This window comes from Undibacterium sp. TC4M20W (assembly GCF_049340245.1).
In the GTDB taxonomy this organism is placed as follows: Bacteria; Pseudomonadota; Gammaproteobacteria; order Burkholderiales; family Burkholderiaceae_D; genus Undibacterium.
On sequence record NZ_JBMPPI010000027.1, the window covers coordinates 1 to 26,037 of the forward strand.

The window sequence follows — 26,037 nt, forward strand, 5'->3', positions numbered from 1 at the left end:
TCTGGAAAGCAGCCTCTGTTCAAGCCGGTGCCGCTTCTTTGAAAGAAGGCAGCCCATTCCGCTTCATCGCTGACTCTGGCATCAAAGCCACAGAACACCATGAAGGCGCGCTGCTCGAACAAATCGACTTGAACACCTGGGTTTCCATGTCCATCCAGCGCGCTGTCGACAAAGTTCAAAGCCGTTTGCAAGACGGTCTGGCCTTCCTGGCCACAGTTGGTTCCACAGCGCCGTTCGTTGGTCTGTTCGGTACCGTATGGGGTATTTACCATGCGCTGACAGCGATTGGTATGTCCGGTCAGGCATCGATCGACAAAGTAGCCGGCCCTGTTGGTGAAGCGCTGATCATGACCGCGATTGGTCTGGCGGTCGCTGTTCCTGCAGTTCTCGGTTACAACTTCCTGGTTCGCCGCAACAAGAGCGCCATGGAAGAAGTCCGTGCGTTCTCCGCTGACCTGCACTCCGTTGTTCTGTCTGGCACCATGGGCAAGAAGTGAAATACTGATGAAGCTACTGCGCGATGCGATTTTGAACCTGCGATGCTCACCGTACTAAAGTACGGTTGCGCTTCTTAGTCCAAACTAGCGCCGCTCGCTACGCTTCCTCAGCATTTCACACGGCTACTTTTTATGGTTTAAAAAAACTGAAGACACTTAATCGGATAGATGCAGAGGCAGAGGAGCACAGAAAATCAGAATGAATGCAAGTGGATAAAAGAAATTTGTCACTTGTATTTGTCGTGTAGAGATTGCTGTAGGGTGCGCCGTGCGCACCGTTTGTTGTCTGATGGTGCGCATAGCGCACCCTACCTAACTTCTGTGAACCTGCCTTCTGTGTTGAGAGGTCTTAAGGCTTAAAGCGTAACATCGAAAGAGAACACATTATGGCAATGGCAATTGGCAATGATGGAGATGGTGAAGACGAAGTCAACAGCACCATCAACACCACCCCGCTGGTCGACGTCATGCTGGTTTTGCTGATCATCTTCCTGATCACCACCCCGGTGATTACAGATACGGTCAAGCTCAAGCTGCCGGCAGAAACCAACGTGATTTACAAAACCAAACCGGAAAACATCACCCTGTCGGTGAACAAGGATGGTGATCTGTACTGGAACGGCAGCATGAGGCCGCTGGCTGGTACGGATGCCCTGTTTGAAAAGCTCAAGGTAGAAGCAGTCAAGATCCCGCAACCGGAGTTGCATATCCGTGGAGATCAGAATACCCGCTATGAGTTTATTGGCAAAAGTATCCTGACGGCACAACGTGCCGGTATCGCCAAGGTCGGCTTCGTGATTGAACCGCCACCACGGAACTAAGTAAAGGAAGCATTATGGGTATGCAAATGGGTTCCGGCGGTGGCTCAGCCGATCCGGAAGTAATGATAGAAATGAACATGACGCCGCTGATTGACGTCATGCTGGTATTGATCATCATGTTGATTATTACTATTCCTATTCAGAATCACGCAGTGAATCTGAATTTGCCGACAGGTAACCCACCGCCGCCACACACACCACCTGTGATAGTGAGTATTGATGTCGATTTTGATGGTACGGTGTCCTGGAATGGTACGGTAGTTGATCATACACAACTGGAAGCGAAACTGGCTGAGTCGGCAGCGATGCCAGCAGTTGACCAACCAGAAATCCATCTACGTCCGGTTGCGGTTGTGCCTTACAAGTCTGTGGCTGCGGTCATGGCGGCGGCACAGCGTCTTGGTGTGACCAAGATCGGTATGGTTGGGAATGAGCAGTACCTGAAGTAAGAATGTTCATTGAATAGTCACCGCAAGCGCTAATACAAGTTGTTATGGCGCTTGCGTTGAAAGTGGTCATTAACAGGCCTGTTTCATTGTGCTGGATAGCAATAGTGTTGCGGGAATAAAGTAGGCGAAATTAAATTTAACGATACCACTTAAATACCTATTGACATCCACTAGTAAAAAAACTTACAGTGAGGCTTAAAATAGTAGCAGAAGTACAGATTCTGATTTGGCCGGATAACTTATTGCACCGTTTTTATTGTCGTTCTTGTCATCGTTTTTATCACCATTCTTATCACCATTTAATTATCAATGAACAAACAGGCAGAACATCTTTCTACAGCTGATTCATCAGGCACTGCGGAGCAGTCCTCAGCAAAACCTGCTTGTTCTTATTTTATTGGTGCTGATGGTGGTGGTACAGGCACGCGAGTGGTGTTGGCCGATGCCAGTGGCAAAGAACTTGGCCGTGGTAGTGCGGGTCCTTCAGGCCTCGCACATGGCCGGGATAAAGCCTGGCAATCCATCCTGCTGGCGACCCAGCAAGCGTTTGCAGCAGCGAATCTGGATGTGCCAGCACTGGCCGACATCGCAGTCGGCTGCGGCCTGGCTGGTGTCCATAATATTCATTGGGCCAGAGAGTTTGTTGCGCTCAATCCTGGCTTTGGCGCAGTCTGTGCAGAAACCGATGCCTATACCACTTTGCTGGGCGCCCTTGAGGGCAAGCCCGGCTCCATCATTGCCCTGGGAACTGGCAGCGTTGGTGAAGTTTTGTTACCTGATGGTCAGCGTCGAGAAGTCGGTGGCTGGGGTTTTCCGGTCAGTGATGAGGCCAGTGGTGCCTGGCTAGGCATGCGCGCCGTCAATCATTTGCAGCGCGTGCTTGATGGCCGTGCTGCCAGCAATCCATTTGCCAGCGCTGTGCTGACACACTGCGGCGGCGACAAAGATGCCGTCTTCGCCTGGCTCGCACAAGCCAATCAAACCCGTTATGCCGAACTGGCACCCCTGGTGATACGCTTTGCGCCAGAGGTAGAGGTCGCCCGCGCGATCATGCTCGAAGCAGGTAAAGAAGTCGCCATCATGGCACAGGCCCTGGACCCGGAATCTGCATTGCCGATTGCCCTGTGTGGCGGTCTGGCAGCGCCGGTAGCCAGCTATTTGCCAACAGATTTAAAAGAGAGAATACAAATGCCCAAGGCTGATTCAGCAGTTGGGGCTCTCATCCTGATACAACAGCATTTGCAAGCCTGATAAATACATAAAAAATACATAAAAATACATAAAAAAGAGAGAAAGACATGCTGGCACAATTGATAGACTTTAAACCTGATGCAGAAAGTTCTACCCCCTTGTATCTGCAACTGGCGAACAAGCTTGCGAACGGCATACATAGCGGATTGTGGCAGCCGGACGAAGCCTTGCCTTCAGAGCGCATGTTGTCTGACACTCTGGAAATCTCACGCGTCACCGCACGCAAGGCCATAGACATGTTGTGCGAGCGTGGCATGCTGACCCGCAAACATGGCTCTGGTACTTACATCACGCCCAAGATAGAACAGCCGCTGTCGCGCCTGACCAATTTCAGTGAAGAATTGCGCAACCGTGGTTTTGTTCCAGGGTCACGCTGGTTGTCACGTGAAACTGGTATCGCTTCACCAGAAGAGATTTTGTCACTGGGTTTGTCACCAAATACCGTGGTATCGCGTTTGAAGCGTCTGCGTACCGCCGACAATGTCGTGATGGCGATAGAAAGCTCGACCATTCCGGCAATCTACATGCCAAATCCAAAACTGGTCAGTGACAGCCTGTACGGTTATCTCGAATCACATAACCTGTCACCAACACGCGCCTTGCAGCATATACGTGCCGTGAATGCAACTGCAGAACAGGCGCGCCTGGCAGATATCAAGCAGGGCGCTGCGATGTTGTTCATCACCCGTGTTGCCTATCTCCCTAACGGTGCAGCGATAGAACTGTCGCATTCTTATTGCCGTAGCGATTACTATGACTTTGTGGCGGAGTTGTTCAGATGAGCTTGCAACAACAAGTGCAGGGACAAATACTGACGCCCCAAGGCTGGGTGCGCGGCTCTCTGGTGTTCGATGAAAGAGTGCAGACCATTACTGCCGATGCTGCCGATGCTGATGTAGAGAGCGCTGCTAACGCGGAATCCCTGCATTACATCTTGCCTGGCTTTGTCGATTTGCATGTACATGGTGCCGGTGGCAAGGACACCATGGAGGCTGGCGATGCCGTCGAAATCATCGCCCGCAAACATGCCAAACATGGCACCACCAGCATGCTGGCCACCACCATGACAGCACCGCTGTCTGATCTGGAACTGGCTTTGAAGGCGATCAGGCCGCTGGTCGATAAACGCAGCAGCGGTTCTGCCCGCATACTGGGCGTGCATCTTGAAGGGCCGTATATCAATCCCGGCAAGCTCGGTGCGCAGCCAGATTTTGCCCATACAGGTTCTCTGGAACAGGTACGTCACCTCGATGCGATAGCACCGATACGCCTGATCACCGTGGCACCAGAAATGGATGGACATTTGCAGCTGGTGCGCGAGCTGACAGCCATAGGCATGCAGGTACAGATAGGCCATACCCTCGGTACTTATGAAGAAGGTAAGGCAGCACTGGAAAACGGTGCTACCGGTTTTACCCACTTGTACAACGCCATGTCACGCCTTGATCACCGCGCACCTGGCATGGTTGGTGCAGCTTTGGCGCATGCGCAGTTTTCTGAAATTATTCCCGACTTGTTGCACGTCCACCCTGGCGCGATCAAAGCCGCCATGCGTGCGATTCCGCATCTGTATTGTGTTACTGATTCCACTGCCGCTTCCGGCATGCCGGATGGCCAATATATGCTGGGCCGCCAGGTCGTGCATAAATGTCTGGGTGGTGTGCGTCTTGAAGACGGCACGCTGGCAGGCAGCACACTGACCATGGATCAGGCCTTGCGCAATCTGGTCAGCATAGGCTTGGATCTGGAAGATGCATCGAAGCGTGTTTCTACCTACGCAGCCGATTATCTGGGACTGAATGAGCGTGGCCGCCTGCAGGCTGGCAGTTACGCAGACCTGGTTGTGCTGGACCGCCAGCTCAACCTCATCGCTGTTTATGTAGAAGGAGAAAAGATTGACCTCGCAGATGCTTAAGGAAGCCAGCTCTTCCGCTGATTTTGTAGCCGAACAACTCAAACATGAAGGTGAGCGTTATGCCGAGCTTGGCGTACACTTGCGCGCCAAACCACCCACATCCGTCGTCACCGTTGCCCGTGGCAGTTCAGACCATGCAGCCAATTATGCGGCCTATCTGATCATGGCCAGGGTAGGGCGCATCGTCGCCTCGCTGCCCATGTCTCTGGTGACCTTGAGCAAGGCACCACTGGCAGCAAAAGATGCCCTGGCGATTGCGATTTCACAGTCTGGCCAAAGCCCTGATGTGGTCGAGCCTATCCGTTATTTCCGCGAAGGTGGCGCAACTACTGTTGCCCTCGTCAACGACGCAGCATCGCCGCTGGCACAAAGCGCAGAATGGACCATGCCATTGCATGCCGGCCCGGAACTGAGTGTCGCTGCGACCAAGAGCTTTATCACCTCGCTGGTTGCAGGCGCACGCCTGGCAGGCCACTGGCAAAACGATGCAGAATTTTTGGCGGCGATAGAGCAATTGCCAGAATCCCTGCACGCTGCCACCAAGCTCGACTGGTCACCAGCAATAGAAGTCTTGCAACCTGCATCACGCATCATGGTGGTTGGTCGTGGTATCAGCTTCCCGGTTGCTCTGGAGTCTGCACTTAAATTCAAAGAGACTTCCGTCATCCAGGCAGAAGCCTTCAGCGGTGCAGAAATCAAACATGGTCCCATGGCCCTGATACATGATGGTTATCCATTATTGATTTTCGCAACCCGTGGCCCTGCACAAGCTGGCCTGATTGCCCTGGCAGAAGAAATGCGTGGCCGTGGCGCGAATGTCTTGCTGGCAGCGCCAGAAGATGTCAAGGAACGCAACCTGACTTTGCCAGTTGCGGCGACACCTGATCTTGATCCTGTGGTTGCAATACAAGCCTTCTATATGATGGCAGCCAACCTGTCGATAGCCCGTGGTCTGGACCCGGACAAACCCAGGCACTTGAGCAAAGTCACCAAGACAAATTGACATAGCTAAAGCAGCAGGCTATTTTTTAAAAACTTAAGAAATAGATACTGCCCCCAGTATTTTTATTAATAGCAAGATTGGTATGACTAAAATGCGAGATTGCTTAAAAATATTGGGGAGTATGTTTAAAAGAGTGATTTTGGTAACGAAATTACGCTTGCTCTTGAGCGTACTGTTATTGAGTTTTGGCTTGCACGGCAATGCCTTTGCCGTCCAGAAAATCGAATTCTGGACCATGAGCCTGAAGCCAAAATTCATTCCCTATTTCCAGGAACTTGTCAAAAATTATGAAGCCCAGCATCCCGGCATCAAGCTCGAATGGGTAGATTTTCCCTGGGATATTCTGCAATTAAAACTGATCACAGCGATTGCTGCCGGTACACCACCAGCACTGGTGAACTTGAGCGTGCCATGGGCAGAAGAAATGGCACGTGATGGATTGCTCGAACCTGTTGATGCCTTGCTGGCAGCGCCAGGTGCAACCAATGACTACACCGATGCCGCACTGGCCGACCTGCGTTTTAATGGCAAGGTCTATGGTTTCCCGCATTACAGTAACGTCAATGTAATTGCTTACAACCGCAAGATACTGGCAGCGGCAGGCATCTTCCAGGCACCACGCAGCATGGATGAATTGCTGACCCAGGCCGTCATGATCGCCCTCAAAACCGGCAAGCCTGGCTACGCACCCGCACTCGGCAAGATCGATGGTTTTTTCATGCAGCAGGGGCTGGATTTAATTCGTGATGGCAAGGCAGTCTTCAATTCGCCAGCCCATGTGACACTGGTCAAAAAATTGGCTGCGACTTACAAGGCGGGCGGTTTTTTAAAAGATAAATTATTTGCAGAAGACAATTTCCCTGCAGTGGTAGATGCCTATCTCGGTGGTCGCCTCGGCGTCATGGTCAGTGCACCGACAGCCATCAAACGTATACAGACTGATGCACCAGAAATTTATGCGCAGACCGGTATCTTTCCTGTACCGCCGGGCCCAACCGGCATCAATGACGGTGGCTGGATGTTCCATTTCGCCATACCCAAAGGCGTAAAGAAAAAAGATATCCCTGAAGTTGCCGCCTTCGCCCGGTACCTGACCAGCGATGCCAATCAACTGGCTTTTGCCAGCATGGCAGGTGTCATGCCCACGACCAAACAGGCGCTGGCAAATTCTTACTTCAAGAAAGTATTACCCAATGCTGGCGCATCAGAGCAGGCATTGGCAGTGGCGGCAAATTCCATGAATTCTGCGCGCAGCCTGTATGTTAGCGGCATAGATGATTATGATGAATTGCGCCGCTTCCTGGTCAAGGCGGTCGAAGCTGGCGTCACTGGCCGCCGTGATATACAAGAAGCGCTGGATGAGGCAGTAGCTATCTGGAACCGCAAGTTGCAAGGGGTGAAGCTGCCGTGAGTATGCCTGGCTCTTTATCAGCAAGCAACAAGCGGCGAAATTTGCTGGCCTATGCCTTTCTGGCGCCAGCCTTGCTATTGTTGCTGATGTTTTCTTTTTGGCCTGTCATGTATGGCTCTTATCTGAGCTTTACTGATTTCAGCCTGATACGCGAAGTGCACTGGGTAGGCTTCGCCAATTATCGCGCCCTGTTGGCGAATGACATGTTTTTGACAGGGCTAAAAAACTCCTTGCTGTTTTTGCTGGTCGTACCTTTCACGCAATTGGGGGCGATAACGCTGGCAGTGCTGGTGAATAATCAATTGCCTGGCATACGCTGGTTTCGCGCTGCCTACTATGTGCCTGTGGTGACGACGGTTTCTGTCGTTGGTATCATGTGGGGCTTCATGTTTCATGAGCAGGGCACACTCAATTATGTGCTGTTGCAGTTGCATCTGATTGCTGCGCCACTGGGCTGGTTATCGGATGATGCGCTCGCCTTGTTTGCCGTGATGTTCGTCTCTTTCTGGCGCGGTCTGGGCTGGTATATGGTGATGTACCTGGCTGCCTTGCAGTCACTGCCCGCCGAGATGCAGGAAGCAGCCATACTGGACGGTGCCAATCGCTGGCAACGCTTCTGGCGCATTACCGTGCCCATGCTGAAGCCGACGATACTTGTGTGCAGCATCATGTCGGTATTGGCCGCTTTGAAGGCTTATCAGGAAGTTGATGTGCTGACCCAGGGCGGGCCTATGAACTCCACCTTCACGGCCCTGTATTATGCCTATGACCAGGGCTTGAAACACTTGAAACTGCCGCGTGGTCTGGCTGCGAGTTTTGTTGTATCCCTCTGCTGCATGGCGATCGCTTTCGTCTGCCTGCGCTGGCTTAAACCAGAGCACAGAGAATGAGCATGCACATCAATAAAATCCTGCGCACGGCTTCACAATATGGTTTGCTGAGCCTGATTGCCATCATCTGTATTTTCCCATTCTGGTGGACGCTGGTGGTAGCGATGTCCACCGAGGGCAATCTGTTTGAATTCCCGCCCACTTTCTGGCCGCGTGGTATTTCGCTGGATAATTTTATAGAGGCTTTCCGCGTTATCCCCATCATCGCTTTCTACAAAAATTCATTGCTTATCACTTTGGCGACAGTGCTGGGCAAGCTGATTGTGTGCTCACTCGCTGCTTACCCGTTGTCGCGCATGCAGTTCAGCGGTAGCAAGCTCATCATGGGGGTGATACTGGCGACCATGATCTTGCCGTCTGAAGTCAATTTCCTGGTCAACTTCATCACCATGACCAAAATATCTCTGGTCAATACTTATACCGCCGTAGTGCTGCCAAATATTGTGACAGCAGTCTCGATACTCTTGCTGAAGCAGGCTTTTGATGAGGTGCCGCAAGACTTGCTTGATGCCGCCCGTGTCGATGGTGCCAGTGAATGGATTATTTTTTACCGTATCGTCTTGCCATTGATTACACCCTGGCTGGCAACAGTCGGCATATTGACTGCGGTAGAGGCATGGAATGAATACATCTGGCCATCCATCGTCATCAGCAAGCCAGAAGACTTTCCCTTGTCTGCCGGTGTGCTGTATTTGCGCGGCACTTATGGCAGCAGCACCCGCGTGATTGCGGCAGGAACCATTTTGACAGTTGCGCCTATATTGGTCGCCTTTTTATTTACCCAGCGCTTTTTTATGCGCGGCATGGATGGAGCAGTGAAATGACGCAAGACAATAAACAAAACAATAAGCAAGAAAATAATCATCAACATACCCTGACACGCGAAGAAGCACGCCGCCTGGCCGGGCAACTGGTGATGATACGCATGCCCATCACCAGCCTTGATGAGACATCTGCACAATTTTTAAAAGACAATCATATCCGTGGCATTTGCCTGTTCAGGCAAAACATGGTTGACGAAATCCAGCTGAAAAAACTGACGGCTGATCTGCGCCTTATCTTGGGGGAGGGGGCGCTGATCGGCATCGATCAGGAAGGGGGCGCAGTCGTGCGCTCCACCTGGGTACCGCAGCCCCCGGCGGCAATGTCGCTGGGGGCCAGCGATGATCCTGACTTATGCCGCCAGGTGGGCGCTGCTGTTGCCCGCGGCGTCAAGGCCCTGGGCTTTAACTGGAACTTTGCGCCTGTGCTCGATTTGAATAATAACGTCGATAACCCTGTCATTTCTGAACGTTCCTTTGGCTCTGACCCAAAACGCGCCAGTGAATTGGCCCTGGCCTGGATGGATGGTAGCCTGGCTGAAGGTGTGGCATGCTGCGTCAAGCATTTCCCCGGTCATGGTGACACCAATGTTGACTCCCACCGTGACCTGCCGACCGTGAACAAGAGCCTGGAAGAGTTGCAGGCGCTGGAACTGGCACCTTTCCAGATTGCTGTGAGCCGTAATGCACCCGCGATGATGACGGCACATATCGTCTACCCGGCACTGGACGCTGAAAACCCGGCCACCATGTCCAAACCCATACTCACTGGCCTGCTGCGCGATCAATGGAATTACCAGGGCGTAGTCATTACAGATGGCATGGACATGCATGCGATTGCAGGTCGCTATGGTGTAGGCAATGCCGCAGTGCGTGCCTTGCTGGCCGGTGCCGATATGGTCATGGCACTGGGCACCACAGAGACGCAACTGGAAACCCTGAACGCCCTGACCGAAGTGATTTTTTCTGGTCAGATTTCTCTCGTAGATGTACAGCAAAAACTGCAGCGCATGGCAGACCTGACCAAGACCTATCCCTGCATAGACACCGCCTACCAGACCGACATGGCAGACCGCATCCTCATGTCCAGCGCCTGGAAGCGCGGCCTGACTACCCAGGGCAATGCACAACCGCCTGCGAAGGGCAGCAAGCTGCGCCTGGTCATCAGTGCCGACGTAGTCAGCGACGGCGTTTCAGAAGCAGGCATACCCGCTGCAAAAGTCAGCGCCATGCTGGCCAGTTTGTATGATGTCGATACCGTCACCTTTGACAATGCCGACAGCTTTGAATGGAGCGCCTTGCCAGATGATGGCCGCTTTGTCGTGCTGGCATCGACCGTGCGCATACGCTACAGCAAACAGGTACGCGACACATGGAAACCCGACCTGCACCTGGTTTTATGGAACCCGTTTCAAATGCTGGACATTCAGGCACCCGCACTCATCACCTACGGGTTTGCCCCACCAGCCATAGATGCAGCTCGCGCCTGGTTTGCCGCAGAAGTGGTCGCCAGCGGCCAGATACCGGTTGCCGGTTTTTCCACTGCTGCCGTATAGGGAATAGCAAGAATGGCCGAAGTCAGACTGCAGCAGATCAGCAAATCCTATGGCAATAACCAGGTTTTGCAAGGCATAGACCTGCACGTGCGCAATGGTGAATTCATGGTCTTTGTCGGGCCCTCAGGCTGCGGCAAATCCACGCTCTTGCGCATGATTGCCGGTCTGGAAGATATCAGCGCCGGTGAACTGCATATAGATAATCAACTGGCGAACGACATCCCACCCGCCAAACGCGGTCTGGCAATGGTGTTCCAGTCTTATGCGCTGTACCCGCATATGACTGTGTATGAAAACATGGCCTTCAGCCTTAGTCTCACCAGCATGAGCAAGGCCGAGATAGACACAGCCGTGCAACACGCCGCCAGCATTTTGCAAATGACACATCTGCTGCAACGCAAGCCGCGTGACCTGTCCGGCGGCCAGCGCCAGCGCGTCGCCATAGGCCGCGCCATCGTGCGCAAGCCCGGCCTGTTCCTGTTTGATGAACCACTATCCAATCTCGACGCCAGCCTGCGCGTACAAATGCGCATAGAACTCAGCAAGCTGCACAGAGAGCTTGCTGCCACCATGATCTACGTCACGCACGACCAGGTAGAAGCCATGACCCTGGGCCAGCGCATAGCAGTCTTTAACGGCGGCAAGATAGAACAAATAGGCGCGCCGCTGGAACTCTACGACAAACCCGCGAATCTCTTCGTCGCAGGCTTCCTCGGTTCACCGAAGATGAACATCGTCAAGGCAAAGGTATTGCGCAATCTTGGTAATGAGATAGAACTGCAATTGGCCGCTGGCACACATATCAACGTCCAGCTTGATGCCAGCAATTTACAGACAGGCGACGAAGTCAGCCTCGGCATCAGGGCAGAACACATCCTGCTGGCATCACAAACCACAGAGCACAGCAACCAGCTCGAAGTTTGTATCAGTTTTGTTGAACATCTGGGGGATGCTGCCATCGTCTATGCGACGCTGGCGGGTGAAGAAAACCTGTTTGCTATCAAGCTGCCAGCAGATACTTCAGACTTGTATGCAGGAGCTGATCTCTGTATACAACTGCCGGGGCATAGATGCCATGTGTTTGACAACAAGGGCGTCGCGTTAGGTCAGTAACATCAAGGTGGTGATGGAAGTTATTCTAGTAGAGTAACTTCCAGGACAATGACAACAAGCCTGCCAGCACATCCGACAAATTATTTCTTGCCGTCACTCAAAGCATAAGCAACGATGGCATTGGCGTGACCATGGCCCATCTCATGTTCAGCCTTGAGCTTGTTGACGATTTCCATGTACTTTAAACCTTTGTTTTGCTGAACCAGGTCCAGCCAGTGCTGGATGGGTTTGCCATATTTCTTTTCTATAGATGGAAAATAAGAAGCAGGGCCTTTGACTTTTTCTTCTTCAGACATGTGATATTTCCTTTCTCCTGTGCAGTGAGGCGGGGGACGTAAGCGACAATCCGCGTAAGGTATAGTTCATGCATAAGCGCGCATTCTGATTGTATATATTGTAATCTAAAGAGCAACATGAACAAACAAAGTAATTTACCTGATTTGGAAGACTGGCAAGCTGTTGTGAATTGGCCAAAGTCGATTATTTATCCAGATGCTTACGATGGAGGGGAAACATTGGCACTGAGCTGGGACCTTGGTGCCGTTCCTGACAATGAAAAGAAGAAAGTGATACAACTTTGGAGCGCTAAACTTCCCGAACTTACTAATGTGCGCAGATTAAGCCTTTGGACTCATGTAACTCAATCAGTATTTGATGCTGCATGCAAAATGCCTGCTCTGGAGCATTTGCAAATTAAGTGGAGCAATCTAAAATCTTTACAGGGTATTGAGCAGCTTCAAAATTTGCGACGATTGACTATAGGAAGCTCCACGAAAATTGACTCTTTAGATCCATTGCGAAAACTGAGTCAATTAAAGGTTTTGGAGATTGAAAATTTCAAATCGATTTCAGATTTTTCTCCGCTGCTTGATTTGACCGTGCTTGAATCTTTGTCGGTTACCGGAAGTATGTGGTCACGTCAAAATTTGGGTTCGATTGAGCCTTTTGCCAAGATGACCTGGCTCAAATCACTTTGTATTGATACTTCACATATCTCATCGATCAAAGCTCTGGGAAATTTAAAAGGACTGCAGAATCTTAGTATTGGAGGGCGGCTTTCAATGGAGGAATATGCTTGGCTTTCTGCCAAATTACCTAATACGCAGTGCCAATGGTTCTTCCCTTACATAAATTTTTCAGCATTAGGAACTGGCCCATGTGAAAAATGTAAATTAGGTTCGAAACTAATGTTGACTGGAAAAGGAGCAAGAATTTTGTGCAGCGTTTGTGATAAGGCAAAAGTTGAAAAATATGAGGCTAGTTTTGAGGCGGCTAAGGCTGCTGCATTTGACTGAGTATTCTTTAGTCCGTTGATTCATAGTGAAGCAAACTTCCCAGCCAAAAACTCTACCAGCGCCCGCACCCGGTTCGGTATGAAACGCCCACTGGGCAGCAGTGCATGCAGCGGATAAGCCTCAGTCTCCCAGTCCGTCAGCAGCGCCACCAGGCTGCCATCCTCCAGCTCTTGTCTGACATCAATCAGTGATTTGAAAATGATGCCAGCACCAGCTATTGCCCACATGCGGGCCAATGAGGCGTCATCGGCGCTGCGGTCGCCTTTTACTCTGACTTCTTTCCATTTGCCGTTTTGCGCAAAGCGCCAGGTTTTGTGCAAGCGGCTGCTGCGTTCGAACAGCAGGCAATTGTGGTGTGTCAGGTCTTGCGGTGTTTGCGGGGCGGGGTGGCGTGCCAGGTAGCTGGGGGCGGCGCAGAGTATGGGGCGGCTTTGTGCCAGTACCCTGGCGACCAGGCGTGAGTCTGTCAGGGTGCCATATCTTATTGCTACATCGACTTCATCGCGCACTACGTCCAGAGGCCTGTCGCCGACACTCAGCGCCAGTTGCACGCCGGGATGCAGGGCCAGAAATTCATTCAGCCAGGGCAGCAGGGTGGTGCGGGTCAGGTCGGAAGGGGCGGCGACGCGTATCGTGCCTACCAGGGCAGTGCGGGCTTCTGATACCTGGGATTCGCCTTCATCGAGCAAATCAAATGCCCTTTGCGCATAGTCGAGCAGGATTTGCCCCTGGGCGGTGATGCGCAGGGCGCGGGTCGATCGTTCAAACAGGCGGGTGCCCAGCTGGGTTTCCAGTCGTTTGAGGGTCGCGCTGGCAGCTGCGGGTGTCATGCCCAGTACGCTGGCTGCGCCTGAGAGTGAGCCGCAGCGTGCGGTTTGCACGAGTACATGCAGGTCGCTGAGATTTTCAATTTTCATTTGAAAGTATTAGTTATTTATCGGTCTTATCAATTCATGCTTCAGATTCTACAATGCCTGCACTGATCTGGAAATGTTTCTGGACACCATACCGATACTTAACATATTCAACATACTCAAGGACTCAACATGAAAGCCATTGCTTACCGCCACTCTTTACCTATCGATAACACAGCGTCGCTGGAAGATGTGGAATTGCCAAAACCAGTGCTGGAAGCGCGTGACCTGCTGGTGCGCGTGAATGCCATCTCCGTCAACCCTGTCGATACCAAGGTCAGGCTGGGTCGCGCACCTGCTGAAGGCCAGTTGAATGTGCTGGGCTGGGATGCGGTGGGCATCGTTGAAGAAGTTGGTGCTGCAGTCAGTAATTTTAAAGCGGGCGACCGCGTTTATTATGCTGGCGCGATAGACCGCGCCGGCGCAAACAGTGAATTGCATGCGGTGGATGAGCGCATCGTCGCCAAAGCACCCACTACGCTGGATGATGCACAGGCTGCCGCCCTGCCGCTGACCACGATTACCGCCTATGAATTGTTGTTTGAACGCCTGGGCGTTGCCAAGAATGGTGGCGCAGGCCAGACCTTGCTGGTGATAGGTGGTGCCGGTGGTGTTGGTTCCATCCTCATACAACTGGCACGCCAGTTGACGCAATTGCGTGTGATTGCTACTGCCTCACGTGCAGAGACACGTCAGTGGTGCCTGGATCTGGGGGCGCATGCAGTGATCGATCATTCGAAACCCTTGAGTGCTGAATTGAAAGCCATAGGCATCAATGAAGTCGATATCGTCGCTGGCCTGACGCAGACAGCGCAGCACTATGCAGAAATCATCGCCAGCCTGAAGCCACAGGGCAAGCTGGCCGTGATTGACGACATGGTAGCGCTGGACTTGATGCAGTTGAAAGGCAAATCCATCTCCCTGCACTGGGAAATGATGTTCACCCGCTCAATGTTCAAGACCGTCGATATGGATGAGCAAGGCAAGTTGCTGGCAGAAGTTGCCGCACTGGTGGATGCAGGTAAAGTGCGCACAACTGTGAATGCGAATTTTGGCAAGATCAATGCGGCAAACTTGCGCAAGGCGCACGCCCTGATAGAAAGCGGCAAGGCGCAAGGCAAGGTTGTTCTGCAAGGCTTTTAATTTAATCTCACCAAAATTTACCAGAAAGTTTTTATGCAAACTACGAACATCAATAAATCATTTACGGCTGCCAGCATCACCCGCGATGCCGCGCATGCCCTGATCACCGCAGCTAGTGCTGCAGCCCGTGATATAGGTATCGATGTCACGATAGCTGTCACTGACAATGCAGGTCACCTGAAAGCATTTGAACGTGCAGACAGCGCCGCATTTTTGACGGTGGATGTGGCGATCGACAAAGCCTGGACGGCAGCTTCGTTTGGCTTGCCTACCAATACCTGGACAGCAATCATTAGCAATGACGTGGTGGCCCAACTTGCCCACAGGCCGCGTCTGGTGGCAGTTGGTGGTGGTTGCCCCATTATTGAAAATGGCAAAATCATAGGCGGCATAGGTATCTCAGGTGGTAATGCACTGCAAGACCAGCAGGCGGCAGAAATTGCGCTGATTGTGCTGGGCTTTGAAGTGAAAGCATAAGCCCAAGCCCAAGCCCAAGCCAATTGTTGAGAGTGCATGCGTGTCATGCACTCTTTTTTGTAGAGATCAAACAACATGACAACTATCATTAGCCGCTCATTCGTCAACATTTTGACTACGGTTTTATTCACCTTGAGCATGTCCCTTGCCAGGGCAGAAAATACCAGCGGGGAAGATGCAGTAAAAGCCGCATCAGTCGATTTTTTCAGCAGTGTCAGCCAACGTAATTTAACAGCAGTTGCCAGTTATCTTGACACTGAAGGTTTTACTGAATTCGTCGCTGAATCTGACAAGCTCTTGCAACTCGATGCAAATGCATTTGCCGGACTATTCAAATCCGGTGCGCAAATCGATTTGCGTCTTGTCGATGTGCAGATCAAGGCCACAGGTGATGCAGCGATAGTCACTGGCACCCGTGTTGGTGCGATTACCAAGCCCGGTGCGACAGTCGTTGAAGGTAAATCGCTGATCACGATGGTCTGGTTTAAAAAGGATAATGCCTGGCTATTGAAACATATCCACCTGTCACCCATGATCACCTCTAAATAATCGGTGGTTATAGATGCGGCAGCCACATGCCCATAAACGCCACAAAGATGCCCATGCCACTGGCGGCACTCAAAACCAGCAATGCCCCGGCCATGCTGAAGTGAACTGCTTTGTTCTTGCTGTCTTGCGCACGCAAGTATAATTCACAGATGAGCAGCGGTATCAGGGAATTGGCAAAGGAAATGAAGCTCAGGACAGGTCCCTCAAAAGTCTTGGGATTGAAACCTGCTGGGCCGTGATTGACGGCTATCCAGAACATCAGGCCTATGCGGAAGAACCAGACACCGTTCGCCAGCAGGAACAGACGCAATGCCCAGCGACGGTGCAGGGCAAACTGACGGGCGAGAGCATGGCGCAAGGCCATGGCTGAGCAGACCAGGATTAATACTGCATTCAGGCTGACACCCAGATGCTGGGTAAAGTCACCAACGCCATTGCGAAACCACACCATGTATAAACCGGTCGTGGCAGCAATGACCAGGCTTGATAGATAAATGCGCCCGTTCCAGCGATGGAATCTTGGTGCCCGTGCGCGGATTTGCGGGATCATTTGCAGGATGCCCGCGAGGGTAATGCTGGCCGCTAGAAAGATATGGGTGATGATAGCGAAATTGCCTGCACTGTCACCCTTGATATAGCCGTGTGGCAGTACATCACTCCATGCTGCAAGATTACCTTTTATTGCTGACAGAACGTAAAAACCCAGAATGTAGTAGACGAATAAAAGCTGGCCTATGATGGCAACTAAGAACCACAGTCCTGCAGCATATTTCAGGCTGGCACGGGAAAGTTTTTCTATTCCATATTTTTTCAATGGTGGTGCAACCTGCGTAGGAAATATATTGTTCGTTTCGAAAACGGTCTCTTGCGTCATTTGAAAACTCCTTTTTGCTCATGTGAATTAGTCGTGTCTGATCCTGCCGAGCACGCGTGAGCGTGCCTGCAAAGGCGGGTTTGCTTTTAAGGTTTGTTAATGCAGAAAATCAGTGCGACGCTACATCTGCCTGAAAAGATGAAGGTAGCTGCGGCTGACTGGCAAGACATCGGGGCGGCCGCGTATATGCAGTTCGGCAGTTTCATTCATGCCGCGAGTGACCTCGCTGACATAGTGCAGGTTGACGATGACAGAGCGATGGGTTTGTGCAAAACGGTCGGGGTCAAGTTCATCGCTGAGTTCACGTATGCTCTTGCGTATCAGAGCCTCGCCGCCTTCCCAGACGACCAGGGTGTATTTGTCGTCAGAGCGCAGGAAGGCGATTTGTTCTACCGGGATCAGGCGCACGCTATTGCCTACCGAGGCTTTTATCCATTGCAGGTAGTTTGGTTTTTGACTGCGCTGGCGCATGTCGCTGGCCATGCGGTCAAGCAGAGCCTCATAGCTGGAGCTTGTATCTATTGTTTGTGTCAGGCGCTGTTGCAGGCGCGTGATGGTATCCGCCAGGCGCGCTTCTATGATGGGCTTGACGAGGTAATCAAGGGCACCTTGCTCAAACGCCTGTACAGCATATTGTTCATAGGCGGTAAAGAAGACGATATGCGCTCTGCGTGCGATAGACCTTGCGGCCTCTATGCCATTTAAGCCTGGCATGTGCACATCCAGAAAGACGATGTCGGGCTGATGGATGTCAAACATCTCCACCGCTTCACGGCCATTGCGGGCTTCATCGACGATATGCAGTCCTGGCCACAAGCGTGCCAGGTTGCTACGCAGATGTTCCCTCAACAAAGGTTCGTCATCGGCGATCAGCGCAGTGACCTGTTTGCTCATTGTGTTCATGCCTTGGCCCCCGGATGGAAAATTAATTCGACACGTAAACCATGCGGTGTTTGCTCATGCAAATCGATACGCGCATCTTTGCCAAAGCATGCTTGCAGCCGCGCTTTCACATTTGCCAGACCTGTGCCTGGTACGGCAGTCTCTGCCATGCCTATGCCGGTATCGGCTACCCAAAGCGTGACTGTGTTGTTTGCGTCCTGCTTGCCGCCGATTTCTATACGACCACCTTCTGTGCTGGGGTCTATGCCGTGGCGTACGGCATTTTCTACCAGGGTCAGCAAGGACATTGCCGGAAAACGTAAATCCTTGAGTTCAGGTGTGAGACTCAGCTCAAATTGCAAACGGTCAGGCATGCGCATGTGCATGATTTCGAGATAGGCGCTGACTAACTGCATTTCGTTTTCCAGCGTTGCCTCCGCATCATTCAGGCGCGGCATTGCGGCGCGCAGGTAGGCAATCAGGTGGCGCAGGACCGGTGCTGCATTCTCTGAACCAGCTTCCACCAGTGCTTGCACATTTGCCAGGGTATTGAACAGGAAGTGCGGTTCTATCTGTGCCTGCAATAAACGCAGGCGGGCATCGAGTACTTCGCGTTCCAGGGCGCTCTTTTCCAGTTCCAGTTGCAGGCGGTCTGCACGTTCACGTTGCTTGTCTTCGCGCTTGATGGCAGCGACGGCAATGAGGGGACCAAAAAACAGCGCAAAGATCGTGCTGGTGGCAAACCCGGACAAAAGATTATTCGCCTTGATGAAGTTCATGAAACTACCGGCAATCGTTACATAGGCAGCCAGGCTGGCAAATGGTGCCAGCAGACAGACTGCGGCTACCCGCACCAGCCAGCGAGGTATCCAGCGTGGCAGCCACAGCAAACGCCAGGTGCCGGAGACTGTGAACGCCAGCAGCATGACCATGGCGATGAAGGTCGTGCGCCTGAGCACCAGCCATAAAGGTGACTGGAAGATCGGTGTGGTCACCCAGGCGATCAGCAGGCTGATGATAAGCACTACGACAATTTGTCGCATTCTCGGCAGTGCTGGCCATCTTGGTGTCGTTGTAGTCGCGGTATTCATGAAGCTAAGATAGCTGCAACTGATATTTTCGACAAGCAGGCCAGTCCTGATATGCGACCAGTGACGGTTTTCAGGGCTTGAATGACGGCAGTACAGGTGGCAATGCAGGTGTATGCCATTGCCAGGGCTTAACCATAATTTGCAAATATGAATCACTTCTGGAAAGTATCCGTCGTTTTTTAACGTAAACTGCGTGGTATCAGCGATAGCGTGATCTGGTCACATGGATTTAATTCAGGGATGAGAATGCAATGATGAAGAAATGGATGTTTGCAGCGACGGTGCTTGTTGCATCGCCAGCAATGGCAGACACTTTTCGCATTGCTTATTACGAGGGCGGCGATGCCCCCTTTGTTATGCTGGACAAGAGTGGCCCCAGAGGTATATTCCCGGATTTGATGGCAGCAATTGTCAAACTCAGTGGCGACAAACTGGAGCAGCGCTATCTGCCTATGCGCCGCTTGCTCAAGTCATTTGAAGACGGGCAGCTTGATATGGAAGTCGGGGCAAATCCAAAATGGCGCACAAGTTCGCCCGTGCCTGGTGTGTATAGCATTGCCTTTGGCTTGCCGAGGGCTGTTCTATGTTTCCGCCCTGGTGAGACACCAAAAGAGCAGGCAGTCAGCGATTTTTATGGGCAAAAAGTGGGAGTGATCTCGGGTTATTCGTATCCTGAATTTGATGCAGCCTTTGCCAGTGGCAAGATACAGAGGGAGGATATTTTTAATTCTCCTAATCTCTTGCTCACCTTAAGGGCGAAGCGCTTTGACCAGATTATCATCAGCAACTATGTACGGCAATACTGGACCAAGGTCGATGCGCAGCGCTATGCCTGCGATGAAGGCCGCATGATAGATGAAAGCGAGATGATGCTGAGGCTGCATCCATCCAAAGCCGATGCCCTGCCGCGCCTGAATGCCGCTATCGCCACCCTGAAAAAGAGTGGCGAGCTCGATGCCATTTTCAAACGCTATACAAATTGATGCGCTTGGTCCGATTGACTGACCGAATCAAGGCGCTGGTGGCGATGCTGGTGAGGCCACTGGCTGGCCTTTTTCGACGACATATACGCCAACCAGTTTAACGGGGTCTTTGCCATGGTTTTTTGCACTATGGACGACGCCGGCAGGTATGACAAATCCTTCCCCCGGTTTTATTTTACGTGGTGCTTGATTGGCGAGCAGTAATTCCAATTCGCCATGCATGACATAGCTGATTTCATCACCAGGATGGGTATGCCAATCGACCTTGCCACCTCCAGCTACATCAATACGAAAGATGTAATCTTCCTTTCCGGGAATCGACGAATCGGCCTGTATCACAGGGGTGCGGGTAACACCTGAATTTTGTGCCAGCAGATTAGTGCTCATCAGCAATAAACCGACGACAGTTAATTGGCGCAATGTGTTGGTTGTGATCGAATGCAAGATAGATCTCCCGGTTAGATAGTCATGCGCTGTTGTACATGTTTGCGCATGATTATAATTACAATCCTTTTTGATAAGATAGTAAAGGGGAAATGAATTTGTCTTCGGCTGGTGTTGTTTCCAGAGAGGGGAGGGCTTGCAGGTGTTGCGGAATGATGCGAACCGCTGTCCGCATCATTGAGAGAAAGATGATCAGGCGTCGGCAGTTTTTGCCATGCCTTCAGGCGCAGCCTTGCTGCTGCCTTCTTTGCCGCCGGCACTGTCACCAAAAGAGACAAAGCGTGTCATGACCAGTACAGGAATGGCGCTGAGCAGAACCCATAGGAAGAAGTTCTGATAACCCAGAGCGACCTGTATATCACCGCTGATGGTCTTGAAGAACACAAAGCCCAGCTGCATGACGCCCGTGCCCAGCGCATAGTGAGCTGTCTGGTATTTGCCAGGCGCAACCACCTGCATGATGAACAGGATCAGGCCGACGAAACCAAAGCCATAGCCAAACATTTCGAATGCCAGCGCTGCTGTGATGACGGTCATGCTTTCTGGCAGGCTGCTGCTGAGGAAGAAGAACGCCAGGTTTGGGGTATTCATCGCCAGTATCAACCATGGCAGGGCACGTTTCAAGCCCAGCCATGAGGCAAAGTAACCACCCAGTATGCTGCCACCCAGGAATGCGATCGTGCCAGCAATACCATAAGCAGTGCCGACCTGGTCAGTGGTCAGACCCAGGCCACCGAGGTTTTTGGCTTCGCGCAAGAACAAGGGGCCTATGGTTTGTATCTGACCTTCCGCCGCGCGGAACAGGATGATGAATACGATCGCCAGCCAGATACCGGGCTTTTTAAAGAATTCAACGATCACGTCTTGCAAGGTGACGAAGATGCTATGTACAGACTCCTTGCTTTCTGTATTTTTAGTGCCTGGCAGCGACCAGCTGTTATACAAACCCAGACCGAACAAGAGCACGCCCATGATGGCAAAAATGATCGTCCACGCTTGTGCCGGTGGCAGGCTTTTTTCCAGATAACCGGCCAGATACACCAAAGGCCCGAGGGTAATGAATTTTGCCGCATTAAAAAATGCGCCTTGCCAGCCAGCATAACTGGCTTGCTGGGTGTTGCTCAGGCTGGCCATGTACAAACCGTCGGCGGCAATATCATGGGTGGCAGAGGCAATGGCAACCACGCCAAGCAGGGCAATGCTGATCGCAAAATAAGCAGGCAGTTGCAGCGACAGTGCCAGCAAACCCAGCGACACACCACCCGTCAACTGGAACAGGACTACCAGCATTTTCTTGCTGCCAGCAGCTTCCAGGAAGGGACTCCATAAAGACTTGAACACCCAGGCCAGCCCGACCAGCCCTGTCCAGTGGGCGATCTGATCGTTCGGTACTCCCATACTTTTATACATCAGCCCGGCGATCAGGGCGACAGCATAAAACGGCAGGCCAGATGCCAGATACAGGCTGGGTACCCAGCGCATTGGCGGAGGAATCTTGGTGTTTTCTATGCTCATGTACTTGTCTCTGGTTACGTGTCTCTAGTTGAGGGTGTTCTTAAACCCGGTGCGTTTATATTATTTTTGTTTTTATCTGCCAGCAATGCAAACATACAAGCCGCAAAATTGCTGGTCAACTGGTTTTATATTTACAATGCCACTTAAGTGCCAGTAAGATGTGGCAAGGATGAAATTGACCTCAAATAATGCAGATGTTTGAGGAGATATTTCCGTATTTTTACTATGAAATGGTAAAAGCTTTTTCTATTTTTTTATAAGAGGCCAGATTAAATACCACTTTGTCAGATTTTAGCACTGGTATTAAGCCATCGCTTAGCCATTCTGAGATTTTTCTTGATGCCAGGTAAGCTTGCCTGGCTGAATTGGTATTTCTGTACTGGTCTCAGCACACCCGGAAGCTGGATATGCTTACAGTAAAACGTTTTGCAGCATTGGATGCGATGCGCGGCCTTACGGTTGCTGCCATGCTATTGGTAAACAATGCCGGTGACTGGTCGCATGTGTATCCCTGGCTGGAGCATGCGGCCTGGCATGGCTGTACACCTGCGGATTTTATCTTCCCGTTCTTCTTGTTCATCATGGGCGCGTCTTTAGCGATGTCTGTGGATGCGCAAATCAGTAAAGCTGGCAACATTGTTGATATACGCAAGAAAATACTCTGGCGCGGTTTGCGTCTGGTCATGCTCGGTATTGTTCTGCATCTCATTGCCTGGGCCTTGATAGACGGGCGTCAGTTCCGTTTGCTTGGAGTCTTGCAGCGCATCGGTATCTGTTATGCAGCAGTAGCTTGCCTGATTACCTATGTGCGGCAATTGTCCAGCCTGGCTTTGCTTTCCCTCGCGGCCATGCTCGCCCATTGGGCTTTGCTGGGCTGGGGCGGTTCGTATGAGCCACATCTGAACCTGGTCGATAAAATAGATACTGCCATGCTCGGCAAACTGGCGTATAGCTTTGATGCACAAACCGGTCTCGCGCAAGAGCCGGAAGGTTTGCTTTCTACAGTGATGGCAATGATGAGTGTCTTGACTGGCGTCTGGGCGGGCAGGGCAATGCGTGATACGCAGTTGATGCACATGCTCGCAGGTGCGGCTGGCTTGGTATTGCTGGCGCAGATCTGGTCAGTATATCTGCCTTTCAATAAACAACTGTGGACGCCATCTTTTGTGTGCTGGACCAGTGCCTGGGCGATTTTGCTGTTGCTGGGCATGCACATGCTGATAGACAGGCAGGGCTGGCCAGCGATTGGTAAAAGCCTGGGTGTGAATGCGGTAGCCGTTTATGCGGGCGCATGGCTGGCAACTTGTGTGCTGGCCTGGACTGGGTGGGCAAATGCGATCTACCAGCATGTATTTGTAGCTGTGCTGCAAAAGCAAACAGGCGAAGAATTTTCATCCTTCGCCTATGCAGCATGCTTTACTTTGGTATTTGCCGCCCTGGCATTTGTCATGAACAAAAAGGGCTGGCGGATAGTGATCTGAGGTTTTGCTTCTTTCGCTTCTTTATTACATCATCAGTGCAGTAGCCAGAGTATCGATCTGTTCTTCCTGCTCTTCCATGATGATCTGGAAGCTGCTGTCTTCAGTATCAAAATTCAGGCGACGGGCAAAGCGTTTGTTGTATTCCCTATCGACATCATGCAAAGGCGATAGTACCGGTGCGATGTCATTGGCCAGGATCAAGGTGTCCCCCAGGGACTCTGGCGGGAAGGCGCAAACGCCATGCCACATGGCTTCTACAGCCTGCATGACGCTGTCTGGTATGCCAAGCTGGCGCATGATGCCGCGGCCTATCATACGTTCGCCATATTCAATCCAGATTTCTGGTTCGCCATCAAGCAAGCCAGGGAATTCTTCTGCACGTGAGATCAGGTAAAAGCCACCGATTTCATGGACGATACCGGCAAACATGGCAGTTTCAGGATCAACCCTGGTGACCTGCTTGGCAATCACCTGCGCCAAGGAAGAGACATGGGCAGAGTGTTCCCACAATCTGTCGGCCTTGTGCTTTAAAACCGGGTCAGTGGTCTTGCTATTCAGTTGGCGCACGATGACGGCGGCCAGCATGGCTTTCAGGGTACGGAAACCGAGGCGGTTGACTGCCAGCCTGACGTGGGTGATTTCATTCGTGGTACGGCGATATGCTGCCGAATTGGCGATGGCAACTGTGCGGGCAGACAGCAGGGGGTCGGCCATAATGAGCTTTGCCGCTGCGTCCAGATGGCAATCGGGATCGTCCAGGGTGCGTTGTAGTCTTAGCGAAGCTTCCACATTGGTAGGGAAGACGATGTCCCCACGATTAACCTCTGCGGCTATGCTTTTAAAAATTTCCAACCTGTCCATGACTTTCTCCCGGTAAACATTTGGCGATTCCTCCACTCATAGGCAATTGCTACATGAGTTTGCATGCTGCGGTTTGAGCAGAATGCTAAAAGTTGCCTTGAGGAATGATCGACTGTCTGTATGATAGTCAATAAATTCTCAAAAGCAACTTCTAATTTAACTTTATTTTGCAATCACCCAAGGCCTGTCGATAGCATACGCGCTCAGAGGAATCTTGCAAGCTAGGATAGTCAAAAAATTGTTCCGGCAAGAGCTACCGCAAAGGAAACCGCCCTTGAAAGGGCGATTCGTTTCGTCGGCAGACAATTTCTTGTCTGAAACCCCTACTTCACCACTGGCGACGACAGTACAACTGTACGGCTAGACAGTGTAACGCAGCTGGGGCGGTTTTTTGGCTATCCTATTTTAATCAGGGGGGTAATTTACCAAAATATCGAGTATTACGTATATAGACGGAAAGTCATCTCTCTGCACTTTGACGTGATAAGTACCAATTTTTGTTGGCGCTACGTAGTTACCTGACAAGTTAATGCTGCCGCCGTCGGCTTCAATGACACTCCAGGTCACTGGCTGGCGTATATAGTTGACATTAGGCGGGTAATTAATACTTGCCAGTAAGTTCATGGTGGCACCCGGCATCACATTGACTATGTGCCTATCTACGCTCAGCGTTGGTACAAAGTCTGGTGTACTGTTATCCACGACCACCAGAGCAGTTGTGCTAAGTGAAGGGTAATCTTCGCGTTGTGCCCTGACATGATAAGTACCAGGCTTGTTGGGTGCAGTGTATTCGCCATTGATATTGATAGTGCCACCATCGGCTTCCACTACCTGCCAGGTGACAGGCTGGCGTATGTAATCGATAAGTGGTGGATAATTCATTGCGGCAGTAAACACGCGTTTGCTACCAGGTGCCATGATCAGTGCACCAGGGATAATATCAATATAGGCTGCAGTTTCCCAAAGACCGGGGCCGCTACATGACATGAACTGTTTGTCGGCTAACTGTATCAGGCAACCAGCGCGGCCAAATACCGGGAGGCTGGCAGGTGGATTTGTTTTCACCAGCGTGGTGAGTAGCGGATCATATAAATTTGCCGCCAATGCCAGGTTCAGGGTATCCAGTATTTTGTCCTGAGCATCGCCACTGGCGGGGCTGGCGCTGGTGGCTGCTTTCAGCGGTGTGCTGTAAAAGTCACTTAAGCTACTGGTGTCGAGCAAGCCACTGAGTAGATTGCGAATTTCGGCTTGCGCTGCTGTGACATTCGCGCTGGTCAGGGTTTTTGTTACCGCATCGAGATCAGGATTGGTAAAAAATACTGCCATATCGGTACGCATGAGGCGGGTAGAAAGCATCTCGGTCAAGGGCGTCAGGTTGATGACACCAGTATTGACCGCAAGCGCATGCAGTTTTTTGTCGTTTGCAGGATTGGAGGTTTCCAGTATGCAGGGCAGTGCGCTACCTGCAGGCAGACTGATTTCGAACGTGCCATCTGCCCCCGTCCTGGTCGCCCCTGTGCCGGTGCGGCATTTGTAAGTGACAGCCGAATCAGCGATGGCCTTGCCTATTGCCGCCGTGCCACGCAAACTGAGACTAGTGCTCTGTGGTGTGACCACCGGGTTGCTAGCAGTTGAGCTGCCACCACCACAGGCCGCCAGCAAGCTGCTCATCAGGCACAAGCTGCCTGTCAGGAATATATGTCGAGCTTTCAATTTGCTGCCCCATCGTCTATTTTATCGTCCTATCATCATAGTCTGTGGGGCAAGACAGACTTTTGGAAAAGTGTCCGCAAATTGTCAT

27 protein-coding genes are annotated in these 26,037 nt (G+C 51.6%); 18 read left to right on the forward strand and 9 right to left on the reverse strand.

Annotated elements, in window-relative coordinates:
- The 12 genes from ACO0LL_RS23825 to ACO0LL_RS23880 all read left to right on the forward strand — a co-directional run.
- On the forward strand, nt 1-497 hold a 497-nt coding region (locus ACO0LL_RS23825; protein WP_422953299.1), incomplete at its 5' end, for a MotA/TolQ/ExbB proton channel family protein.
- A 386-nt stretch (nt 498-883) separates the two neighbouring features.
- Nucleotides 884-1,318, forward strand: coding sequence for an ExbD/TolR family protein (locus ACO0LL_RS23830; protein WP_422953300.1), 435 nt, complete (start codon nt 884-886; stop codon nt 1,316-1,318).
- 14 nt (nt 1,319-1,332) lie between these two features.
- Entirely contained in the window at nt 1,333-1,767 is a 435-nt protein-coding gene (locus tag ACO0LL_RS23835) for an ExbD/TolR family protein (RefSeq protein WP_422953301.1), read from the forward strand.
- A gap of 309 nt (nt 1,768-2,076) precedes the next feature.
- Nucleotides 2,077-3,018, forward strand: coding sequence for a BadF/BadG/BcrA/BcrD ATPase family protein (locus ACO0LL_RS23840; RefSeq protein WP_422953302.1), 942 nt, complete (start codon nt 2,077-2,079; stop codon nt 3,016-3,018).
- Between the two features lie 47 nt (nt 3,019-3,065).
- On the forward strand, nt 3,066-3,800 hold the full coding sequence (locus ACO0LL_RS23845; protein ID WP_422953303.1) for a GntR family transcriptional regulator: 735 nt from the start codon (nt 3,066-3,068) through the stop codon (nt 3,798-3,800).
- 2 nt (nt 3,801-3,802) lie between these two features.
- The gene (nagA, locus tag ACO0LL_RS23850) at nt 3,803-4,933 is read left to right on the forward strand and encodes an N-acetylglucosamine-6-phosphate deacetylase (RefSeq protein ID WP_422953368.1); all 1,131 of its coding nucleotides are present in this window, start codon (nt 3,803-3,805) and stop codon (nt 4,931-4,933) included.
- Nucleotides 4,926-5,936 carry an SIS domain-containing protein gene (locus ACO0LL_RS23855; protein WP_422953369.1) on the forward strand — a complete coding sequence of 337 codons (1,011 nt, stop codon included), beginning with the start codon at nt 4,926-4,928 and terminating at the stop codon, nt 5,934-5,936. Before nagA ends, ACO0LL_RS23855 begins: the two co-directional genes overlap by 8 nt.
- Before the next feature lie 139 nt (nt 5,937-6,075).
- A complete protein-coding gene (locus ACO0LL_RS23860) occupies nt 6,076-7,347 on the forward strand; it encodes an ABC transporter substrate-binding protein (RefSeq protein ID WP_422953304.1) in 1,272 nt (423 codons plus the stop codon).
- 2 nt (nt 7,348-7,349) lie between these two features.
- Nucleotides 7,350-8,237 (forward strand): carbohydrate ABC transporter permease, encoded by an 888-nt coding sequence (locus ACO0LL_RS23865; RefSeq protein WP_422953305.1) that lies wholly within the window; start codon nt 7,350-7,352, stop codon nt 8,235-8,237.
- A 2-nt stretch (nt 8,238-8,239) separates the two neighbouring features.
- Nucleotides 8,240-9,061 (forward strand): carbohydrate ABC transporter permease, encoded by an 822-nt coding sequence (locus ACO0LL_RS23870; RefSeq protein ID WP_422953306.1) that lies wholly within the window; start codon nt 8,240-8,242, stop codon nt 9,059-9,061.
- Complete coding sequence (locus ACO0LL_RS23875; protein WP_422953307.1) at nt 9,058-10,614, forward strand: glycoside hydrolase family 3 protein; 1,557 nt, start codon at nt 9,058-9,060, stop codon at nt 10,612-10,614. The genes ACO0LL_RS23870 and ACO0LL_RS23875 overlap by 4 nt, the downstream gene beginning before the upstream one ends.
- A gap of 12 nt (nt 10,615-10,626) precedes the next feature.
- Nucleotides 10,627-11,727, forward strand: coding sequence for an ABC transporter ATP-binding protein (locus ACO0LL_RS23880; protein ID WP_422953308.1), 1,101 nt, complete (start codon nt 10,627-10,629; stop codon nt 11,725-11,727).
- An 80-nt stretch (nt 11,728-11,807) separates the two neighbouring features.
- Here ACO0LL_RS23880 and ACO0LL_RS23885 read toward each other — a convergent pair whose 3' ends face one another.
- Nucleotides 11,808-12,023, reverse strand: a complete 216-nt coding sequence (locus ACO0LL_RS23885; protein ID WP_422953309.1) for a DUF4287 domain-containing protein — start codon at nt 12,021-12,023, stop codon at nt 11,808-11,810.
- 117 nt (nt 12,024-12,140) lie between these two features.
- Between ACO0LL_RS23885 and ACO0LL_RS23890 the strand changes: the two genes are divergently transcribed.
- A complete protein-coding gene (locus tag ACO0LL_RS23890) occupies nt 12,141-13,022 on the forward strand; it encodes a leucine-rich repeat domain-containing protein (protein WP_422953310.1) in 882 nt (293 codons plus the stop codon).
- Between the two features lie 20 nt (nt 13,023-13,042).
- Here ACO0LL_RS23890 and ACO0LL_RS23895 read toward each other — a convergent pair whose 3' ends face one another.
- Nucleotides 13,043-13,939 (reverse strand): LysR family transcriptional regulator, encoded by an 897-nt coding sequence (locus ACO0LL_RS23895; RefSeq protein ID WP_422953311.1) that lies wholly within the window; start codon nt 13,937-13,939, stop codon nt 13,043-13,045.
- A gap of 129 nt (nt 13,940-14,068) precedes the next feature.
- On the opposite strand from ACO0LL_RS23895, the gene ACO0LL_RS23900 reads away from it, so the two are divergent.
- The 3 genes from ACO0LL_RS23900 to ACO0LL_RS23910 all read left to right on the forward strand — a co-directional run bounded on the left by ACO0LL_RS23900 (nt 14,069) and on the right by ACO0LL_RS23910 (nt 16,105).
- On the forward strand, nt 14,069-15,079 hold the full coding sequence (locus ACO0LL_RS23900; protein ID WP_422953312.1) for a zinc-binding alcohol dehydrogenase family protein: 1,011 nt from the start codon (nt 14,069-14,071) through the stop codon (nt 15,077-15,079).
- Nucleotides 15,080-15,112: 33 nt separating this feature from the next.
- A complete protein-coding gene (locus tag ACO0LL_RS23905; RefSeq protein ID WP_422953313.1) occupies nt 15,113-15,556 on the forward strand; it encodes a GlcG/HbpS family heme-binding protein in 444 nt (147 codons plus the stop codon).
- 75 nt (nt 15,557-15,631) lie between these two features.
- On the forward strand, nt 15,632-16,105 hold the full coding sequence (locus ACO0LL_RS23910) for a YybH family protein (RefSeq protein ID WP_422953314.1): 474 nt from the start codon (nt 15,632-15,634) through the stop codon (nt 16,103-16,105).
- Between the two features lie 7 nt (nt 16,106-16,112).
- Here ACO0LL_RS23910 and ACO0LL_RS23915 read toward each other — a convergent pair whose 3' ends face one another.
- The 3 genes from ACO0LL_RS23915 to ACO0LL_RS23925 all read right to left on the reverse strand — a co-directional run bounded on the left by ACO0LL_RS23915 (nt 16,113) and on the right by ACO0LL_RS23925 (nt 18,904).
- Entirely contained in the window at nt 16,113-16,979 is an 867-nt protein-coding gene (locus ACO0LL_RS23915; RefSeq protein WP_422953315.1) for a DUF2306 domain-containing protein, read from the reverse strand.
- Between the two features lie 120 nt (nt 16,980-17,099).
- Nucleotides 17,100-17,882, reverse strand: a complete 783-nt coding sequence (locus ACO0LL_RS23920; RefSeq protein WP_422953316.1) for a LytR/AlgR family response regulator transcription factor — start codon at nt 17,880-17,882, stop codon at nt 17,100-17,102.
- Nucleotides 17,879-18,904 carry a sensor histidine kinase gene (locus ACO0LL_RS23925; RefSeq protein WP_422953317.1) on the reverse strand — a complete coding sequence of 342 codons (1,026 nt, stop codon included), beginning with the start codon at nt 18,902-18,904 and terminating at the stop codon, nt 17,879-17,881. Before ACO0LL_RS23925 ends, ACO0LL_RS23920 begins: the two co-directional genes overlap by 4 nt.
- Before the next feature lie 299 nt (nt 18,905-19,203).
- Between ACO0LL_RS23925 and ACO0LL_RS23930 the strand changes: the two genes are divergently transcribed.
- Nucleotides 19,204-19,935, forward strand: a complete 732-nt coding sequence (locus ACO0LL_RS23930) for a substrate-binding periplasmic protein (RefSeq protein ID WP_422953318.1) — start codon at nt 19,204-19,206, stop codon at nt 19,933-19,935.
- A 27-nt stretch (nt 19,936-19,962) separates the two neighbouring features.
- Here ACO0LL_RS23930 and ACO0LL_RS23935 read toward each other — a convergent pair whose 3' ends face one another.
- A complete protein-coding gene (locus ACO0LL_RS23935) occupies nt 19,963-20,379 on the reverse strand; it encodes a cupin domain-containing protein (RefSeq protein WP_422953319.1) in 417 nt (138 codons plus the stop codon).
- 192 nt (nt 20,380-20,571) lie between these two features.
- Nucleotides 20,572-21,894 carry an MFS transporter gene (locus tag ACO0LL_RS23940; protein ID WP_422953320.1) on the reverse strand — a complete coding sequence of 441 codons (1,323 nt, stop codon included), beginning with the start codon at nt 21,892-21,894 and terminating at the stop codon, nt 20,572-20,574.
- A 407-nt stretch (nt 21,895-22,301) separates the two neighbouring features.
- On the opposite strand from ACO0LL_RS23940, the gene ACO0LL_RS23945 reads away from it, so the two are divergent.
- Nucleotides 22,302-23,375: an acyltransferase family protein gene (locus ACO0LL_RS23945; RefSeq protein WP_422953321.1), complete on the forward strand. Its 1,074-nt coding sequence runs from the start codon at nt 22,302-22,304 to the stop codon at nt 23,373-23,375.
- A 24-nt stretch (nt 23,376-23,399) separates the two neighbouring features.
- Here ACO0LL_RS23945 and ACO0LL_RS23950 read toward each other — a convergent pair whose 3' ends face one another.
- Nucleotides 23,400-24,236 carry an HDOD domain-containing protein gene (locus ACO0LL_RS23950; RefSeq protein ID WP_422953322.1) on the reverse strand — a complete coding sequence of 279 codons (837 nt, stop codon included), beginning with the start codon at nt 24,234-24,236 and terminating at the stop codon, nt 23,400-23,402.
- Between the two features lie 405 nt (nt 24,237-24,641).
- Nucleotides 24,642-25,949, reverse strand: a complete 1,308-nt coding sequence (locus ACO0LL_RS23955) for a hypothetical protein (RefSeq protein ID WP_422953323.1) — start codon at nt 25,947-25,949, stop codon at nt 24,642-24,644.
- Nucleotides 25,950-26,037 lie beyond the last annotated feature (88 nt).